Origin of the sequence: Butyrivibrio sp. MB2005 (genome assembly GCF_000424285.1) — a bacterium.
Lineage (GTDB): Bacteria > Bacillota > Clostridia > Lachnospirales > Lachnospiraceae > Butyrivibrio.
This window is the reverse complement of record NZ_AUJP01000003.1, coordinates 46721-63177: the sequence shown is the minus strand read 5'-3', so window position 1 is coordinate 63177 and position 16457 is coordinate 46721. Positions and strand designations below refer to the sequence as shown.

At 42.1% G+C, this 16457-nt stretch carries 17 protein-coding genes and 1 tRNA gene; 4 read left to right on the top strand and 14 right to left on the bottom strand.

The genetic code is table 11. The annotated features are described in order from the left end of the window. Window position 1: 1 nt before the first annotated feature. The 4 genes from G610_RS0100365 to G610_RS0100350 all read right to left on the bottom strand — a co-directional run bounded on the left by G610_RS0100365 (window position 2) and on the right by G610_RS0100350 (window position 2272). Window positions 2-1009 (bottom strand): deoxyguanosinetriphosphate triphosphohydrolase, encoded by a 1008-nt coding sequence (locus G610_RS0100365; protein ID WP_026523185.1) that lies wholly within the window; start codon window positions 1007-1009, stop codon window positions 2-4. 72 nt (window positions 1010-1081) lie between these two features. Next, window positions 1082-1393: a hypothetical protein gene (locus G610_RS0100360; RefSeq protein ID WP_026523184.1), complete on the bottom strand. Its 312-nt coding sequence runs from the start codon at window positions 1391-1393 to the stop codon at window positions 1082-1084. A gap of 24 nt (window positions 1394-1417) precedes the next feature. After that, window positions 1418-1873: a DUF6465 family protein gene (locus G610_RS21790; protein ID WP_051197383.1), complete on the bottom strand. Its 456-nt coding sequence runs from the start codon at window positions 1871-1873 to the stop codon at window positions 1418-1420. Window positions 1874-1885: 12 nt separating this feature from the next. Next, window positions 1886-2272, bottom strand: coding sequence for a hypothetical protein (locus G610_RS0100350; protein WP_026523183.1), 387 nt, complete (start codon window positions 2270-2272; stop codon window positions 1886-1888). A gap of 217 nt (window positions 2273-2489) precedes the next feature. Between G610_RS0100350 and G610_RS0100345 the strand changes: the two genes are divergently transcribed. After that, the gene (locus G610_RS0100345; RefSeq protein ID WP_026523182.1) at window positions 2490-4487 is read left to right on the top strand and encodes a methyl-accepting chemotaxis protein; all 1998 of its coding nucleotides are present in this window, start codon (window positions 2490-2492) and stop codon (window positions 4485-4487) included. A 14-nt stretch (window positions 4488-4501) separates the two neighbouring features. Then, window positions 4502-5500, top strand: a complete 999-nt coding sequence (locus G610_RS0100340; protein ID WP_026523181.1) for a substrate-binding domain-containing protein — start codon at window positions 4502-4504, stop codon at window positions 5498-5500. Window positions 5501-5626: 126 nt separating this feature from the next. On the opposite strand, the gene G610_RS0100335 is transcribed toward G610_RS0100340, so the two are convergent. Beyond that, window positions 5627-6199 (bottom strand): thymidine kinase, encoded by a 573-nt coding sequence (locus tag G610_RS0100335; RefSeq protein ID WP_026523180.1) that lies wholly within the window; start codon window positions 6197-6199, stop codon window positions 5627-5629. A gap of 123 nt (window positions 6200-6322) precedes the next feature. Here G610_RS0100335 and G610_RS22895 point away from each other — a divergent pair, with 123 nt between their 5' ends. Both G610_RS22895 and G610_RS0100325 read left to right on the top strand, forming a co-directional pair. Further along, the gene (locus tag G610_RS22895; RefSeq protein WP_155830925.1) at window positions 6323-6481 is read left to right on the top strand and encodes a hypothetical protein; all 159 of its coding nucleotides are present in this window, start codon (window positions 6323-6325) and stop codon (window positions 6479-6481) included. A 69-nt stretch (window positions 6482-6550) separates the two neighbouring features. Continuing rightward, complete coding sequence (locus G610_RS0100325) at window positions 6551-7279, top strand: ion transporter (RefSeq protein ID WP_035791913.1); 729 nt, start codon at window positions 6551-6553, stop codon at window positions 7277-7279. Between the two features lie 3 nt (window positions 7280-7282). Here the strand turns inward: G610_RS0100325 and G610_RS0100320 are convergent, their stop codons facing one another. From G610_RS0100320 to G610_RS0100280, 9 genes are all read right to left on the bottom strand, one after another. Then, a complete protein-coding gene (locus G610_RS0100320) occupies window positions 7283-8347 on the bottom strand; it encodes a CPBP family intramembrane glutamic endopeptidase (RefSeq protein WP_026523179.1) in 1065 nt (354 codons plus the stop codon). Between the two features lie 181 nt (window positions 8348-8528). Then, window positions 8529-11159, bottom strand: a complete 2631-nt coding sequence (locus G610_RS19095) for a response regulator (RefSeq protein ID WP_051197381.1) — start codon at window positions 11157-11159, stop codon at window positions 8529-8531. A 149-nt stretch (window positions 11160-11308) separates the two neighbouring features. Beyond that, on the bottom strand, window positions 11309-11818 hold the full coding sequence (gene thpR / locus G610_RS0100310) for an RNA 2',3'-cyclic phosphodiesterase (RefSeq protein WP_026523178.1): 510 nt from the start codon (window positions 11816-11818) through the stop codon (window positions 11309-11311). Window positions 11819-11881: 63 nt separating this feature from the next. Continuing rightward, window positions 11882-12379, bottom strand: a complete 498-nt coding sequence (locus G610_RS0100305) for an NUDIX hydrolase (protein WP_026523177.1) — start codon at window positions 12377-12379, stop codon at window positions 11882-11884. Next, the gene (locus G610_RS0100300) at window positions 12369-13208 is read right to left on the bottom strand and encodes an LD-carboxypeptidase (protein WP_026523176.1); all 840 of its coding nucleotides are present in this window, start codon (window positions 13206-13208) and stop codon (window positions 12369-12371) included. The genes G610_RS0100305 and G610_RS0100300 overlap by 11 nt, the downstream gene beginning before the upstream one ends. Before the next feature lie 82 nt (window positions 13209-13290). After that, window positions 13291-13455 (bottom strand): STAS domain-containing protein, encoded by a 165-nt coding sequence (locus G610_RS22555; RefSeq protein ID WP_196809784.1) that lies wholly within the window; start codon window positions 13453-13455, stop codon window positions 13291-13293. 193 nt (window positions 13456-13648) lie between these two features. Continuing rightward, complete coding sequence (locus G610_RS23665; RefSeq protein WP_256379767.1) at window positions 13649-13774, bottom strand: hypothetical protein; 126 nt, start codon at window positions 13772-13774, stop codon at window positions 13649-13651. Window positions 13775-14619: 845 nt separating this feature from the next. Next, window positions 14620-14703 (bottom strand) — tRNA-Leu (locus G610_RS0100285). 129 nt (window positions 14704-14832) lie between these two features. Next, window positions 14833-16317, bottom strand: a complete 1485-nt coding sequence (locus tag G610_RS0100280; RefSeq protein WP_026523174.1) for an alanine/glycine:cation symporter family protein — start codon at window positions 16315-16317, stop codon at window positions 14833-14835. Window positions 16318-16457: the final 140 nt, after the last annotated feature.

Here is a 16457-nt window from a genome sequence, read left to right as displayed (position 1 = left end):
CTTATAGTACCTGCCAGCTCTGAGGCACATAGATCTCATGAAATCTGGCAATCGCAAATCTGTCTGTCATGGAACTTATATAATCACAAACAATTCTCTCTCTGGGCTGTCCATCCTCAAGTAATCTCTTAAGGTAATCCGGAAGCACATCGAGATGGTCCATATAATACTGATAAAGAATCTTGACGAGGTTCTCAGCCTTACCTTCCTGGCTCTTGGCTACAGGATTGGTATATACGCTCTTAAACATGAAGGCTCTTAGCTCCATCAGCGCATTGCCCACCTCATCGGACATGGCAATGTCATTCTTATCAAAACTGTTTTCAACTATGTCATGAATAAATGTATCAAGCCACTCACCATTGGTATGACCGATGACCTTTGTAATGCTCTCCGGCACATCGCTTACCTTAAGTATTCCGCCTCTTATGGCATCATCCATATCATGATGAATATAAGCTATCTTATCTGAAAGCCTCACAACCCTTCCCTCTAAGGTGATGGCTGTGGTATTCATCTCATGATTAATGATTCCGTCTCTGACTTCAAAGGTCAGATTAAGGCCTGCTCCATCCTTCTCAAGAAGTTCAACTGTACGAAGACTCTGCTCGTTATGCTTAAAGCCATAAGGGCAGATATCATTAAGCGCGCGTTCTCCCGCATGGCCAAAGGGTGTATGCCCAAGGTCATGACCAAAAGCAATGGCTTCACACAGATCCTCATTTAACTTAAGTGCTCTTGCAATGGTTCTTGCATTCTGAGCTACCTCAAGGGTATGAGTCATTCTGGTTCTGTAATGATCTCCGTCAGGTGTTAAAAAAACCTGCGTCTTGTCCTTAAGTCTGCGGAATGATTTGGAATATAAGATTCGATCCCTGTCCCGCTGAAAACACGGTCTGATATCGCAGGGCTCCTCATCAATTTCCCTCCCCCTCGAATTCATGCTGAGGGTAGCATAAGGGCTTAAATTAAGTCTTTCTCTGTTTTCTAAGTTTTCTCTTATTTTCATAGTTTGAAAAACTCCCCACAGTTATTATATTCTGCGGGGAGTCTGCTTTTCCTTTTTTCAATTTTTAAATTTTCAGGATTCATTCCAGTCGCGGCTGTCATACATCTGATTGATCCACTCAATTGCCGCATCGAAGCCCTCCTCATCAATGGAAAACTTCTCTGATATTTTCTGTTCATCGGGAGTATCAAAATAGCTGTATGGTTCAGGCCACACCGTTGCCATAAGTCTGGCATCGGGATCTCTGTCCTCTACCGGCACGAAAAACACGTGATCCAGCGGTTCTCTTGCAAGTCGGAAGCGCATTCCCTTGTAGCTTCCAAAAAACGCCTCTCCATACTCGTAATGTCTTAAATTAAAAAATAAATTCTTTTCTATCTTCAAAAATAAATCCTGCCTTACTGCTAATCAATATGTGAACTTACCTGTATCCTTGTGGTTAACCACATAATACGCGGTGTTCTCCTCGGGTTTTAAATAAACCTGAAGCTCTTTAATGTCACTTGCTTTATGTCCTTCTGCAATATACTGCTCGCGGATCTTTTGTGCAATATCCTCTGTGCGGATTTCATAATCCTTATACTGGATAAAGAACTCGGTCTTCTGGTTCTTCTTGGCTGAAGCCTCAGATATATCCTTGGTAGCTGCTCGTACTTTATCAGCTGCCTTGGTTCCCTGCTCCTTTGCCTTTTTGATATAAGGGCCGGCATTTTTCATGGCAACATCGATTGCAGGCTCAGCCTTCTCCTTCATCTCTTCGATGACAGGAGCTCCTTTTTCCTTTGCCTTTTCGATATAAGGCTCTGCTGCCTCTGTAACGGTTTTTGCGATGTCCTTTATTGTATCACTTGCTTTCTTAGCCATATCAATCACCCCTTATCTAAATTTGTTCATAAAACTCGCAAAAGGACCAACTGCATCCTGAAGGTCAGTTATCGCCTTATTAAGTCCATCGAAATCTATCTGAGACATTTTATCCAGTGATTCAGTGAGAGTACTCTCATTATCCTTGATTAGCTTATTCATGTCTTCCCCGGTCTGCTCAATCGAATCGGCCATTTCGGATATGTCGGCAAGAGTACTATCCGCCTTCTCCAGTGTAGACATGGCTCCTTCCGCTACACTCTGTGCCTGATCCAGCAGTTTAACAGCCCTTGGTACCACCATAATAACTGCGATAAGAATAACTACAAATATACCTGCCGTACAGAAAGTCTGCAGCTTCTGGAATTTCAGTATTTTTTCATTAACGTTGTTTTCCATATGCTCCCCCTTACATCGTTATAATGCATTTATGCTGATTTTTATTGTATCACAGACTCTATTTGATTTGGTACAAAATAGAGTAATATAGTTTGTTCTTTTTTTCGTAATAATTTACGCAAATTTTAGAATATGCTCGCTGTTTTTTTACACATTAATGATAAGTTTAGAATAGCATTATATGTATTGTATTTTCCTTCAAATAAAGGAGGCCCAAATGAGTGAAAAAGCTGCTAAAGTTCCAAAGAGAGGAAAAATAAGGAACAGACTACTTCTGTACATCGTTCCCATAGTAGTTATCATGATTGCTGTTCTTGTCACCATAGCTACTACCATGTCAAGAAAACGTATGACCGAGCTTGCAACTGCCAACCTGAATACTTCCATTTCCAATCAGGCAGATAACATCGAATCCTGGCTGGATGAAAATCTTGAGTTCTTTAAAACTGCGAAGCAGGCTATTGAAGGCTCTGAACCTGATTCCGACCAGCTTCAAAAACTCCTTGATTCCTATTATGGGTTCAATTCCAATTCACCTGAGGGACTACATATAGCAACCTCAGATGGAGAGTTTATAAAGCCTACAGAGTCATCCCTTGAGGAAAATGATCCCACTAACTCTACCTGGTACAAGCAGGGACTTACAAGAGCTAACATGCAGTACGGTACAGCATACAAAAACGCAGAAGGCATCAATGTAATAAGTGCCTCTGCCATCATCAATTACGGTGATGATTCCATAAAGGTCATAGCCGCAGATGTTACTCTGGACAAAATCAGTATTATTGTTAACTCCGGTGTAAAAATGGATAAAGCAAGTTCTTTCCTTGTTGACACCAACGACAATACCATTCTTGCTCACAGAGATTCCGCCCTTGTATCCACAACGCTTGACACAAACAACAGCAACAGTCTTCTGGCAGGCATTGCTCAGTCCATAGCCGATAATGATCTTACAACAAAGGACATCGGCAAATATGTTGTTGCTTTTAAAGAAATCAGTGGCACTGACTGGATACTGGTTTCCTATATTGCAGAGGATGTTATAATGGCCAGCGTTCAGGAGCTTGCAAATTATCTGCTAATGGCAGGTATTATCGCTGTAGTTATTATCATACTTCTCATCATCTTCGTAGTTAGCAAAGTTATAGCTCCTCTCGCAGGAATAACAGAAAGTATCCACGCCATGAGCGAAGGCGACTTTACTATAGATATAAAACCTCAGAGTAATGATGAGATTGGCGTCATGAGTGGCAAGATTTCCGAATTCATTGCCAGTATGAGAAGTATGCTTTCAAGCATCAGCGAAGAGTCTGAAAAGCTTAAACAGGAATCTGAAACCAGCGACGCTGTATCAAGAGACATGTTCGATGCATCACAGTCACAGGCAGAAGCTATGCAGCAGCTTAATGATACTGTTGATCAGCTTGCCATAGCTGTAGGAGATATCGCTGAAAATGCAACCACACTTGCTAACGTAGTAGCTGATACCAAGGATAATTCAGAAAAAGCTGATGTGGCAATGAAGGAAACCGTTAAGATTTCTCAGAAAGGCCGGGAAGATATGGAAAAACTCTCCCATGCCATGGAAGGAATCCAATCTGCAAACAACCAGCTTGTTGATTCCATCAATGAGGTAGGCAAGGCATCTGAAGAAATCACGAATATTGTAAGCATGATCGCAGAGATTGCAGAAGAGACCAATCTCTTATCACTTAACGCTTCTATCGAGGCTGCCCGCGCCGGTGAAGCAGGTAAGGGATTTGCAGTAGTTGCAACACAAATTGGCAAACTGGCTCAAACCAGTTCAGAAAGCGCAACAAATATCTCCAACCTCATCGGTGATGTCCACAGACTGATTGATGAAGCCGTAGGTCAGGCCAATGCCAGTGCCGAAAGTATTGAGAAAAACAGTGAACTTATTAACGTAGCAGTTGATACCTTCGATCAGATTTATTCCAATATTCAGGCATCCAATGAGTGCATAGAAGAGATGATAAGGAATGTCGAAAAGGTTAATGATGTATCAACTAATGTAGCTGCCATCTCTGAAGAACAGGCCGCAAGTGCAGATGAGATACTGGCAACCTCACAGAACATGGTTGAACAGGCCAAGAATATATCAAGAAGCAGTGAAGATGTGGCCAACAACTCACACGAGCTTGCAAACACATCTGACACTCTCACCGCCCATGTTCAACAGTTTAAGATTTAAGAGGAGGTCTTATCATGAAAAAATGCATTTCAACCAGATTGATAAGTATTTTGGCAGTATGTATATTAACAATCACTACTATCACAGGCTGCGGAAAAGCTTCCTCAGATAGTGGCTCTATTGATGGTTCAGGCGTCAAAGTATTCTTCTCCACTTTGACTCTCGACGATTTCAAGGAGCTGATAATGAACTCAGTTGCAGAGGCAGGCGCCAAAAGCGGAGTGACTGTTGATCTTGGAGCACCATGTGCCTCTGTAGATGAACAGGTTGTTCAGATCCGCGACGCGGTGTCAAAGGGATATGACGCAATTATCTGCAATCCGGTTGATGCAGATACTGCGTTGCAGCTTGAGGTAATAGCAGGTGATACACCTATAATATTCACCAACACACAGCCCTCAGAAGATCACCTTAAACCTGATAAATACATTTATGTTGGAAGTTATGAAATAGATGCAGGAACCATGCAGGCAGAATATGTATGGAAAACACTGGGCAATCCAAAGAGCCTTAATGTAGTTCTTTTCCAGGGTCAGCCCGGGCACCCTGCGGCAATCAGCAGAACCAAATCCGTTAAAAACTTCTTCAAGAAAAACGGCGTTGATGCCAACTACGTGTTCAATGATACAGCTTATTGGGATACTCAGAAGGCTGCAGACGGATTCAAGACCTTCCTGAAGACACAGCAGGAATATGACTGCGTCATCTGTAACAACGATTCCATGGCACTTGGTGTCGTTCAGGCTATGAATGAACTTGGAATAGATACCTCAAAGGTTCCTGTTGTTGGAATTGACGCAACAGTAGACGGCTGCCAGTCCATTCTGGATGGCGGTATGCAGTTCACAGTTTATCAGTCAGCTACAGGTCAGGGTGCTGCCTGCATAGAAGCAGCTGTAGCCCTTGCGAAGAAAGGCACCATCAAGGATGTAGAGTATGTAACAAACGATAAAATGTACGTCTGGGTTCCATTCGTTCCCGTTGATAAATCAAACGCCGGCTCAATACAGTAAACTTGTTCCCGGTATCCCCAACGGGCACGAAATGCTATTTAGGTAGTATTTCCTATAAGAAAAAATGGCTATGGCTTTGTAAAAACGCAGCCATAGCCATATCTTTTAATATTTTATCACGGTGCCTCAGATAGTAAGCTTACCCTTTTTGAAATGCTTTCTGCAAAGAGCAATATAGCTCTCGTTTCCGCCCATGAAAACCTGCTCACCGTCTCTGACGATTTTGCCATCATGTATTCTGGCATTACAGGTAGCTTTACGGCCGCACCAGCATACAGTTTTAACTTCTTCTATCTTATCTGCAATCTCCATGAGTCTGAGTGAACCAGGGAAAAATTTCTCCTGGAAATCAGTGCGAAGACCGTAGCAGATAACAGGAACCTTATCAAAATCAACGATATCTGAGAGCATATCTACCTGCTCTGCTGTAAGAAACTGAGCTTCATCAACGATAATAGCATCGTATTTTTCGATCATCTTGTGTTTTCTGGTGTATTCGTCAAAGAAATCCTCCACCAGCATACACTCTGCCTGAAGACCTATTCTGGAACGAATGATCGTTGCTCCGTCCCTGTTCTCGAGACCGGGCTTAAGAATAATTGAATTCTTCCCTCTCTCATGATAGTTGTAATTGACCATAAGTGCATTGGCCGTTTTTGACGACCCCATTGCACCGTATCTGAAATAAAGCTGTGCCATCTAACCCTCCGGTACCCATAATGAATTGGTCACTTGGACCTAAACATCATATTATCCTTTTTATGATGCCTTGTGAATAGGTAACCGACAAATTAACGCATCTAATCAAAGGAGACTACTATTATGCCAGATAATTCCCCTAAGAGTCAGTTGATTTCCGACAGCGGTGTTATTGACAGCAAAAAAGAATTGCATACAAAAATCTTCGTTACACTATGCCGGATCATGAGCTTAGCACTGGCTATTATCGGCATACTTGCTTTTTTAGAAGGAAATTTCTAAATTTCATTTGTCGCAGAATTTACCGCTAATCGCTCTAACAATTACCTTGACTCAGGCAAAGAGGTGCTTATGAACGCTTTCAAAAAAAGGATCTATGAAGTAATAGAAGTTTCCAGTATAGGTGATGCCTCCAGCAGGGCCTACGATATTCTCATGACTACAACCGTCATCGTAGGAATGATTCCTCTGACTCTAAAGGCAGACAACATTTATACCTTTATCATTGAAATAATGACAGGAATAATTTTCCTGATAGACTACTGTGCAAGAGTGTACACAGCGGATTATAAAATGGGCTACATCAGCATTCATGCATACTTTGCCTATGTTCTGACGCCCCTTGCGATATTTGATTTGTTATCTGTTATGCCGATTTTATATGTGTTTTTCCCGACTTCACAGAGTCTTAGACTGTTAAAGCTCATTCGAGTTTTCAGAGTAGTGAAGCTGGTAAGATATTCCAAGACCATGATCGTCATTGCCAATGTTCTTAGAAAAGTAAAAAAACAGCTCCTGGCTGTTCTTATACTTATAACAATATATATCTTCGTTTCTGCCATGCTGGTATTCCAGCTTGAACCGAATCTTTTTGATAATTTCTTTGATGCCCTGTATTGGGCGACCATCTCCATAACCACTATAGGTTACGGAGACATCTCACCCACAACGGACATCGGCCGTTTTATTACCATGATATCAGCACTGGTGGGAGTCGCCGTAATAGCGCTTCCCTCAGGCATGATAACCGCTGCTTATATGAATGAAATAAGCAGAAAAAAATCAAAGTACGAGCTGTAATTATCAGCTTGCCTTTGCTTCAAGCACTTCCTCTTCCTTCTTGTTCTTATAGATAGGAGCAAGAATGAAAAGAGCAAATACAAGGCTCTGAACAACCGCGATCGGAATCTGCGCCCATGTGATGGTCTGATTCTGAATGACAGTGGCATCTCCACCTGCAAATACAGCGATGTAGTTGTTATTGATAAAGTGCATCATTGCAATTGCCCAGATGTTTCCTGTCTTCATGTATGCATATCCCATGAAGATAGCAAGGGCGATGCAGGTGATGATCTGCGCTGTAAAGTACTGCAATCCTGTGGTTGTGGAGTAGAATATGAAATCAAGCACTCCGTGCCATGCTCCCCACAAAACACCAAGAATTATTACACCAAGTCTAAGGCCGAACTTCTTCTGAAGTATTGGCTGTAAATAATATCTCCAGCCATATTCCTCGCCAAGAAATGCAATAAACATGAGCGGGAAATTCACAAGTACAATTACCGCACTTGAAAGCACAGCAGGATTTGTAAGCAATCCATTTATTTCTGCTATAAGGCTCATTTCAGGCTTTAAGATTATCTGTGTCAAAAATCCCGATACATACATTCTTGCAATGTAAAGTGCCACAAACAGTACAACCATAACTATGCTGAGCTTAACCTTGGTTCTGCTAAGTCCGGCATTTCTTCTCTTTTCCTTACCGCATACCCAGAAAAGAATATATGCTATTACACTTCCTGCCATAAGAACATACTGAGAATAGAGATTCCAATTGGAAATCTGTCCTCCGTTTATCTCTGACATTACGTGTGGCATGAATGTAGATGCGATAGCCACAACCATCATAAGAGCAGAGGTTGCCAAAAACACAATAAAGCCTGCCTTTGGAAGCTTCTTCTCCTTATTCCCCCAAATAAGAAGTCCGAGAATTACGCCGCATGCGGGATAAGTCATCTGCACATTTACAAATGCAGTCATGTCCTTATCTGCCTTGAAGCACATGAACATAAAGATGCTCATGATCAGGGTCAGACCATAGGCCACCGCCAAAAACAACACTAATCTCTTTTTTTCATTTTTTTCCATGTAATATACCTCCAGTAAAACTTTTTTCACGACAATTAAATAAATTACCATATATCCGTATTATTTTCAATTAAAAATCGGTCACTGCTACAACCATCGTTTCCTAAAAACGACCAAATACAGCAGATGACCGAGTAATCATTGCACTTTCGTTACCTATATGGAAGTCTATTTATTCGATTTATTTATTCTTCACCAAAGCCAAAACTGTGTCATAATCAAGAGCCCTGAAGGCGCTCTCAACCTTCCCAAGAAGTTCTGCATCCTCTTTAGGGACAACATAGCCCTTCATACCATCAAAAATCATCTCTATGCTGCTGTAATCCATGTATTCAGCGGCTTCCTTGATCTGATTGTAGGCTTCCTGAACAAGCCATGGTTCCGCAACAACCCTGTGTTTTTCAGGGCTCTTGTCCTCGCACACTTCCCCTACAATATCCTTAAGCTTCCTGCTCTTTTCTATAAACTTATCATGATGTTCCCTGATATAATCATAGTCTTCCGCCATACCGGCACCCTCAAGGCGCTGCGCCTCATCAGATATCCCGACAGCCCCGATTATTCCAAGGGAACTCTTTAACGCATGGACCTTAATAGTATAGTTGACAAAATCACTGTCACTATAGTAACGGTCAAGTTCATCCAACTTAGAATCTGCCGTCTCATAGAATATATGTAATATAGGCAGATAATCCTCCGTCGAGCCGCTGTTTTTAAGGCCGATATTGACATCTATTAGCTCCTGCCCGACTAAAGGAGCCAGTTCTTTATCTATCTTGGTTTCATCTTTTACTTTGGGTGCTTTATCTGCTGTATCTGCACTTGTCATTTCGATAAGGTCGGCAGGAAGATACTTGATCAACATGTTTTCAAGTCGATCGGGATCAATGGGCTTAGTCAGATATCCATCAAAACCGGCTGCAATATATTCTTCTCTTGCACCCAGAACCGCATTGGCAGTAAGGCATATAACAGGCGTTGAAATATTTGGATTATCCTTCTCCTGTTTCATCTCGTGAAGTGTGGTAATTCCATCCTTCTCAGGCATCATGTGATCGAGGAAAATAATATCGTATTTTTTCTCTCTCATAAGCTCAAGGCCCTGATCTCCGCTGTCAGCAGTATCTGCCACTATTAGGGTCTGCTTGATAAGACTCTTAAACACAGCCAGATTCATGGAATTATCATCAACAACAAGTACCTTAGCTGACGGAGCAGTGAATTTCTCCTTATAGCCTGCACCCTCGCTGAGCGCAGACTTATATGATGCACTGTAATCACCAAGAACCTCGTTACCAACAACCTTCTGCTTCAGAGCAAAATGGAAATTAGAACCCTCGCCGTATTTACTTTCAACCTCCAGCGCTGAGCCCATCATTTTGAGAAGATTCTGTGTGATGTTCATACCAAGGCCTGTTCCCTCGATATTGCGGTTTCGCATCTCCTCGATTCGCTCAAACTCTGAAAACAGCTTTTCCATGTCTTCCGATTTGATGCCAATACCTGTATCCTTTACAGACACCTTCAAATAGATGCTGTCAGGCTCTTCTTCAATCTTTTCATAACCAATATGAAAATTGATGCTGCCAATTTCAGTGTATTTGACGGCATTGGTTAAAATATTGGTGATGACCTGTTCAAGACGCACAGCATCTCCGTTAAGGTTTTTGGGAATATCCGGATCAAAATCAAGATTAAGCGCAAGCCCTTTATCATCCACACGGGTGCGGATCATATTTACAAGATCGTTTATAACCGATGAAAGATCGTAATCAACAGGAATTATCTCAAGTTTTCCGGCTTCAATTTTTGAAAAATCAAGAATATCATTGATTATGCCAAGTAGCGTAGAACCCGCTGTTTTGACATTTTCAGAATATGTTCGAATTTGTGGATCCGTCGCTTCTCTGAGGACCATCTCATTCATTCCCAGTACCGCATTGATAGGTGTACGGATCTCATGGGACATATTTGCAAGGAAGCTGCTCTTCGCACGATTAGCTGCTTCTGCCTCTTTTATCTGCTCTGTAAGAGATCCCGCCATGGCCTGAAGTGAACGGGATAAAAGCCCGAGCTCGTCCTCTCTGTCGATCTCAAGCTTTTTACTAAAGTCGCCCTTTTCATAAAGCTGTGCTACTTCTGCAATATGCTCCATGGGCTTTGTTATTGTCTTAACCTGGTGATAGCCAAAAATTCCTATAAGCACAATGTTAATACTGATAATCAGCAAAAAAACCAGCATAGTGCTTCTGATCTGGTCACTTAGCTGTCCCTGATACCATTCCTTGCTGAAATCCACAGCAACTATTCCGACAATTTCACCATCTGAATCATAGATAGGACTATACGCACTGTAAAATGTTCCCCATTTGTCAGTATAAGGGATCTCATCCACGGCACTTACACCTCTGCTGGCTTTTATAAGTGCCTCGGTTGTTACGGCCTTTTCGCCAAATTCTCCAGGCTCCTCAAGGGATGGATCAATGGTGAAGGTAAAGCTTCCATCCTCTTCCTCATGGACTCCGTAAACAGAGTCTGCCTCTATGTTGTCACGAAAAATCGCCAGTGCATTATAAATCCTCTGATATCCGGGATTTCCTATGCTGTCCTTCGTAAGTCTCTTAAGTGTATCTCCATCAACTGACCCGGAAGCACAATTTGCAATATCAAGCATCCTTTGTCTTGTGTAACGGATTATGGCATTATTGGCCTGAATTATAGTTACAACGCAAAAAGAACCGGTCGACAGAATTATCGCCAGCAAAACAACCATCCATATTCTAGCTGCAAAGCTTTTGCTATTATTAACCATCAATGCCACCCGTCGGCTGCATCCTATTTTTCGCCTAATCAAGATGGATACAATGCTTACATTAAATTATAATACCTAGCAAAGGCCTAAAGTCCTCATTTATGAAAATATTAACTTTATTTAATCCCATGTTTATAAGTAGAAAAAAATCAAAATGCCGTCGCATAGCCGATTTCTGTATAGATCATGCCATGACTTCCCCTCTCGGATTTCATAAGGGAAATACCCCTGACACGCATAGTCTCAGCCTCATCAAATTCAGGTAGCGGCGCACCTTTGACGCGGTGAGCCTTTCTTACAAGAGTGACGTGAGGAAGGAACTTTTTCCTGTCAAAAGGAATCTCCTTTTCTGTAAGAGCAGCCCTAAGCCTTTTCACATAGGCCCTAAGATCCTCATTTTCCTCAATGTCCGCAAAGATCATGTCCTTAAAAGGTCCGTATCCCTTAAGGGCAATGGAAAAAGACCTCATAGGCACACTTTTCATAATTTCAAGCACGCCCTCAGGATCATCCCACTCACCGATAAAGGCCAGTGTCATATGGAGGTTCTCAGGAGCAGTGTAATTCCCTTCAACTCCGCATCGCATAAGATCGTCCTGAATATCAATAAGCGCATCCCTGAAATCTTCTTCAAAGTTAATTGCAATGAACAGTCTCATATTCCGCCCTCCATCTTTTCCTAGTAAAGCACAACTCCACTTGGTTCACCGTTTCATTATGCGTTAGTAAGCGTTGCCAATTCTTTCGTCCGATACTATATGCTCTACTCCTGTGTGCTCTGTTTGTAAAAACTCCTTCATAAAACAGGGAAATGCTTTGTAATTATCAAGCTCTGATATGGGAAGCCAGTGCATGGTCTCTTTCACTCCCTGAGTGTAGCTGTCGCTTTTAAGCTCCTTTGTTCCTCTTGGCTTCATCATGAAATAGAATGCAATCTCATGACAATCCATCCCCTTCAAGGCTCCCTGATTTTCATTAAAAAAGTTTTCATGTATCACAGCAAGATGATCAATCTCATATTTTATTCCGGTCTCTTCATAGACTTCCCTCATGACAGCATCTTCTGCCGTCTCACCCATGTGTACAGCTCCGCCTATAGAGTAAAAATAATTATCTTTTTCATTCCCTGCAAACAAAACACATCCATCTTCTACAATTATCGCCGCCGCACGATACCTGAACCATTTATTATCTTTTGTGAATCCGCAATTATATTCCATACTTCTCCTCTTTTCCGATCACTATTGCCTTTGAATTATGGCCATGTCCGATTTCTCTTGTACCTGCCACAGGAATATCCTTTGAAATATGCATCTTAAGAAGATCATATACAGACATGGTAAAATCTGCCTTTTCATAATCAGTAAAGGTACCAAGCAAAACTCCTGCCACCTGATCAAAGACACACATATTATCTAGCTGCGTAAATAACGTTGCTATCTGCCCTGAGCCGCCGCCCAGGGATTCAAGAAACAATATCTTTCCTTTCATATCAGGAAAATATTTTGTTCCTGCAAGCTTTGTAAAGCAGCGGATATTTCCGCCAACGACTACGCCCTTCATGGCTTTTCCCTGCAGGAAGCTGTATTCGATATCAAAAAGGTCTTCATTCTCTCCGGAATGATAATCCCAAAAGCGCTGCCTTTGCATATCAGCATAAGACCATATCATATTTTTCACCTGATAAAGAACTGATTCATTTCCGGTCATTGTATATATAGCATTGATCACAGTTGTAAGATCGCTATATCCCCAAAAGGTTTTCCCGGATTTTGCGATCACATCATAGTCCAGGTATTTAAGCACTCCATTAGCCAGATCGCCGCCGGAAATATCGTATATATCAGATATTTCATCATCCTCATAAAAACCCATGAGATCAGCTGCTCTTTCCATATCGGTACCGCTAAAATCATCCACAGTCCTTATGATATGCTGCGCAGGCACCGCCTCTACTCCATTTTCCTTAAAAACTCCCACAAGCTCTGCTATCTGATCTTCCCACTCAGGAAGATGTCCGCTAGAACAGGCTGATAAACCTACTTTCATACTTTGCTCCTATATCATGATGATAATTCATAAATCCAAATCTAATTTATAGTAAGGATGACTCTTAATCATAATGATCTTGCTAAATGCCCAGGATCTCACTGAAACCGGTCTGACCAAGAATGTCGGATACAAGATCGTTCACACCTATGAGGCTGACTCCTTCTTTGCAACCCTTCTTCATGATCACCAGTACCCGCAGTCCGGCAGAGGAAATGTAGTCCAGGGCATGGCAGTCAATATGCACTTTTCTGATGACGTCGGATGCACTACCTCAACGCCCATGATTCTTCCCAACCTTTCTGCGGATACTTTTACCCCTCTGCAAACCCCAATTGTCGCTCTCATTTATAATAAAATTATAACAGAAAATTCTTCTGGTTAAGAAAAGACCAGATCATCTGACCTGGTCTTTTTGTTCTTGAACTTCAATTAGATTATCAACCGTAAATTTTCTTCATTCCTGCGTTAAAAGCTTTAACTGTTTTACCTGCTCGTTTTGCAGCTTCCTTCACATCAAGGACTCCATCATGGATCAGATAATAGCTCAATTCTGCCTTTCTCAATGCCCTGTTCCATCCCTTTTTCTATGCCTTTTCCTTCTATCTCATCAAGAACCGTACACATATTAACACGCTACTGTTCTTTTGAAGACCAGCGCCACTATTTTGCGTAATATGGTTATTTTCTCTGCGCAGACCTTATGGTGAGAATCTCTCTAAAGTCGCTCAAATGGGCTTTACGCCTCTATTTTAGGGGAATTTGCGATTTTCTCTGCTCAAAATCCGGTTTTATAGCATTTCAGAAAAATGCCGCGCCTCTATTTTGGCGATAATTGTGTTTTCCTCTGCGCAAAAAGGATTTGTCATACTTTTCAATATTTGTCCGCACCTCTATTTTGATCAAAATCAACATTTTCTCTGCGCGAAAAGAATTAGAAATAGGAATAGATAGTTTGTATTATTTCCGAAAATAAGGTGATTACATAAGAGATCGGCAGCTTCTGGTTAGCTGAGCAGAAACATTTTTGAAAAAAGCGAGTAAAACATTTCAAGTGCGGAAAATGGGTTGCTGCACATCCGGGGGATGTGCGTTCAGCAACGACCGGAGTGGAACGGAGAGAGCCGTCCAGTGGCACGCGTTTAGCGCCGACCGAGGCGTGTCCCCACACGCCGAGACCTTGAACCCTACTTGCGAAGCAAGTTGGTCCAAGTATACCCTTCCACAAGTGCGGAAGATGGGGTGAGCCGGAGAAAGAAAAAGGTCCAGTGGACCTTTTTCCCGGCGAACTGACCGACGCAGGCGCCCCGCGCCGAGGAGATTGAACCCAGCTTGCGCAGCAAGCTGGGTTCAAGGCCCCCTTCCGCACGAACGAAAAAGACCAGGTCATTCGACCTGGTCTTTTCATTCGTGCGGAAGAAGGGACTTGAACCCTCACGATGTAGCCATCACAAGATCCTTAGTCTTGCTCGTCTGCCAATTCCGACACTTCCGCATCTATCAAGTTTTCGCTGCCGCTGTATCAGCGACAGCTTCTATATAATATCAAATTCACAGAAATAGTCAACCCCCTTTTTTCAAAAATCGTTAATTTATTTATTTCTGCACGGTATTTGATAATATCTCAACTTGCTATTTCCTTTTCATGGAGCTCCTGAATGTCCTCCATTGCTGAAAGCATGGGCTTTACATCCTTACCCTTGATCTTTCTGTCCACATAGTTCTGAGTTATTTTCATAACTGTTCCACTAAGAGCAATTACACCGATAAGGTTGGGAATCGCCATCATTCCGTTAAATGTATCTGACAGATCCCATGCCAGTGACAGATCCATGGTAGCACCTACAAAGATAAATACCACAAATACAACCTGATAGAACTTGATTGCCTTTGTGCCAAAGAGATACTCAAAGCCCTTACTTCCATACTGGCTCCAGCCAAGTACTGTTGAGAAAGCAAAGAACAGAATTGCTATAGCAATGAATGCAGAACCTGCTTTTCCGAAGATAGTTGAAAATGCTTCTGCAACAAGAGCTGTAGAAACCTGATCGGAAAGAACTGTTCCTGTCTCAAGATCAACAAGTCCGCTTGAAAGAACTGCAAATGCAGTAAGTGTACAAACGATAATTGTGTCAGCGAATACCTCGAATATACCCCACATACCCTGAATTACAGGTTCGCGAACGTTTGAACTAGAATGAACCATAACTGAAGAACCAAGACCAGCCTCATTTGAGAACACGCCTCTCTTCATGCCCCACTGCAGTGCATATGCGATTCCACTACCTACGATACCGCCGCCAACAGCTTTAAGTCCAAATGCGCCTTTAATTATAGAAGTGAAAACTGCACCAACCTGATTTATATTTGCAAAGAAAACAATAAGTGCTCCTACAAGATATATAACAGCCATGAAGGGAACAAGTCTCTCGGTAACGGCAGCGATTCTCTTAAGACCGCCAACGATTACAAGACCTGCAATGACCATAAGGAATATTCCTGATGCTACAAAAGGAACGCCAAAAGCTGAGTTCATGTTTACAGCGATTGAGTTGATCTGGCTCATGTTTCCGATACCGAATGAAGCAAGAACGCAGAATACGCTGAAAAGAACAGCAAGGATTGCGCCGATCTGTTTGCAGCCCTTCTTTGCTCCAAGACCATCTTTAAGGTAGTACATGGCACCGCCGCACCACTCATTTCTCTCGTTTCTTCTGCGGTAATAGATACCAAGAACGTTTTCTGAAAAGTTGGTCATCATTCCGAAAAATGCAACGATCCACATCCAGAAGATAGCTCCCGGGCCACCTGCCACGATAGCTGCTGCCACTCCTGCGATATTACCTGTTCCGATAGTAGCTGCAAGAGCAGTACAAAGACTCTGGAACTGGCTTATCTGTGTATCCTCTTTTCCGGTATGAGCTGTGACATGCTTATCCTTGAAAATACCGCCGATTGTATTTTTAACCCAATGACTAAAATGAGTTACCTGAAAAAGTTTGGTAAGCGCTGTCATCAGGATGCCCGTTCCTACAAGGAGAATGAGCATCGGCAATCCCCACACAAAACCATTCACTGCATTGTTGACATTTTCTACTGTTTGAACCATAGAATCCTCCCCTTCCTGACACACAAAAACAAATTTTTAGAAATTATACATGAATTTCCCCTGTGGCACAATATAAAATATTCAAAAAAAGTATTTTTATTCATTTTTTATGCATCCATAGGCACAAATAAAAAAACTGC